At 70.8% G+C, this 2,054-nt stretch carries 2 protein-coding genes; one reads left to right on the top strand and one right to left on the bottom strand.

From position 1 onward, the window contains the following. The coding region (locus VGW35_25435) for a class I tRNA ligase family protein (GenBank protein HEV8311019.1) at positions 1-1,322 on the bottom strand (1,322 nt) is incomplete at its 3' end. 311 nt (positions 1,323-1,633) lie between these two features. On the opposite strand from VGW35_25435, the gene VGW35_25430 reads away from it, so the two are divergent. Next, entirely contained in the window at positions 1,634-1,915 is a 282-nt protein-coding gene (locus VGW35_25430; protein HEV8311018.1) for a DUF167 domain-containing protein, read from the top strand. Positions 1,916-2,054 lie beyond the last annotated feature (139 nt).

Below are 2,054 nucleotides of genomic sequence, written 5' to 3'. Positions count from 1 at the left end.
AGCCAGTCGCCGTAGCGCCCGTGCTTGATGTGCGACGGATACCAGTCGACCTCCTCGTTCACCGCGAGCAGCCGGTCCTTGACCGCGGTCGTCCCCACGTACCAGGAGCCCCTGGCGATGTAGATCAGCGGCGTGTCGCATCGCCAGCACAGGGGATAGGCGTGGACGATCGTCCCCGCCCGCAGCAGCAGCCCACGCGACCGCAGGTCGCCGACGATGGCCTCATCCGCGTCCTTGAAGAAGGCGCCGCGAACGAGCGCCGGAGCCTCGTCCGTGAACCGGCCCTCGCCGTCGAGCGGCTTGAACGTCGGCCACCCCTCCCGTCTGCCGATCTCGAGGTCCTCGGAGCCGAAGGCGGGCGCCAGGTGGACGACGCCGGTGCCGTCCTCGAGGGAGACGAAGTCGGCCGCCACGACGCGATGGGCGCCCTCGACGTTCGGGTACAGCGGCTCGTACCGGATCCCGACGAACGCGCTCCCCGGCAACGGGCCGGCCACGACCGGGGCATCCGGCAGGACCGCGTCCCGCAGCGCCTCGGCCAGCACCAGCCGTTCCCCTTCCAGCTCGACCACCACGTAGGCGGCGTCGTCCTTCACCGCGAGCCCCGTGTTGGAGATCAGCGTCCACGGCGTGGTCGTCCACCCGAGCATCGAGGCTCCGACGAGCGCCGGGTCGGTCGCCTCGACGATGCGGAACAGGATGAAGACGCTCGGGTCCTCGACCTCGGCGTAGCCCATCGCGACCTCCGCGTCGGACAGCGGCGTGCCGCATCGTGGGCAGTAGGTCGTGATCCGATCGTCCTGGAACAACAACCCCCTTCCGTGAAGGTGCTTCAGCGACCACCACACGCTCTCGATGTACTCGGTGTCCATCGTCCAGTACGCGTCGTCGGTGTCGATCCAGAAGCCGAGGCGCTCCGTCTGGCGTTCGAACTCGCCCACGTACCGCTGGACCGACTCGCGGCAGAGCGCGTTGAACTCCGCGACCCCGAACGCCTCGATGTCCCGCTTGCTCTTGACGCCGATCTCCTTCTCGACCTCGAGCTCGACCGGCAGCCCGTGGCAGTCCCACCCCGCCTTGCGCGGGACGAAGTGCCCCGTCATCGCCCGGAAGCGGGGATACACGTCCTTGAAGGTGCGCGACTCCGTGTGATGGATCGCCGGCTGCCCGTTCGCGGTGGGCGGCCCCTCGTAGAAGATCCACAGTGGCTCGCCGCGGCGCTGCTCGAGCTGGCGGTGGAACACCTCGGCCTCGCGCCAGAACCCGAGCACCCCGCGTTCGAGCTCGGGGAAGTTCGCCTTCCGATCGACCGGCTCGAACATCGCCACCTCCGAAACGCCGAACGCCCCGTCCCCGTTGCAGGGACGAGGCGTGGGCCCCGCGGTACCACCCCGCGTTGCCGGGCCCGCCGGCCCGGCCGCTCATCGGCTGCATCCACAGCCCACCGCTGTCACGGGCGGACCCGGCCGCGTCTACTGCGGGCGCGTGGCGCGCGCCCGGTTGGGGCGGCGGCTCGAGGAGGATGTTCGGAGGGGCCTCGCCGCCGGGCTCACACCGTCCCCGGCTCGCTCAGGCTCGGGATCCCTCGTACTCGTTCCCGTCATCGCCTTCGGGGGCGATGCTACACCCCGGGATGGGTCTGGTCACGGTGCGCGTGGTCCCGAAGGCCGGCCGAGCCTCGGTCGGACTCGACGATCGGGGGATCGTGGTGCGCGTCCGCGCCGCGCCCGAGGGCGGCCGGGCCACGGAGGAGGCCCGGCGGGCGCTCGCCGAGGCGCTGGGCGTTCCGGGGTCCGCGGTCTCCCTGCACCGCGGGACCCGCTCCCGGGCCAAGGTCTTCGAGATCGCCGGCGTCGGCCAACCCGAGGCGGAGTTGCGCCTTCGGACAACGGAGGCCGACTCATTGCCGCCCTGAGCCGCCGATGCTAGGTTCCTCCGACCATGGCCGGGAAGATCACCCACAGCAAGAAGGAACTGGACGAGCTGCGCCAGCGCCTGGAGGCCGAACGGGCTGAGCTGCAGGTGCAACTGACGACCATCGAGGAGACCTCGTT

This window comes from Candidatus Methylomirabilota bacterium, from assembly GCA_036005065.1.
Classification (GTDB): Bacteria; Methylomirabilota; Methylomirabilia; order Rokubacteriales; family DASRDR01; genus DASYQW01.
The sequence above is the reverse complement of the archived record's forward strand: the minus strand, read 5'-3'. Positions and strand labels throughout refer to the sequence as shown.

Excerpts from the sequence above, each read along its gene's own strand:
- VGW35_25430 (HEV8311018.1), top strand. The coding sequence starts at position 1,634 with ATGGGTCTGGTCACGGTGCGCGTGGTCCCGAAGGCCGGCCGAGCCTCG.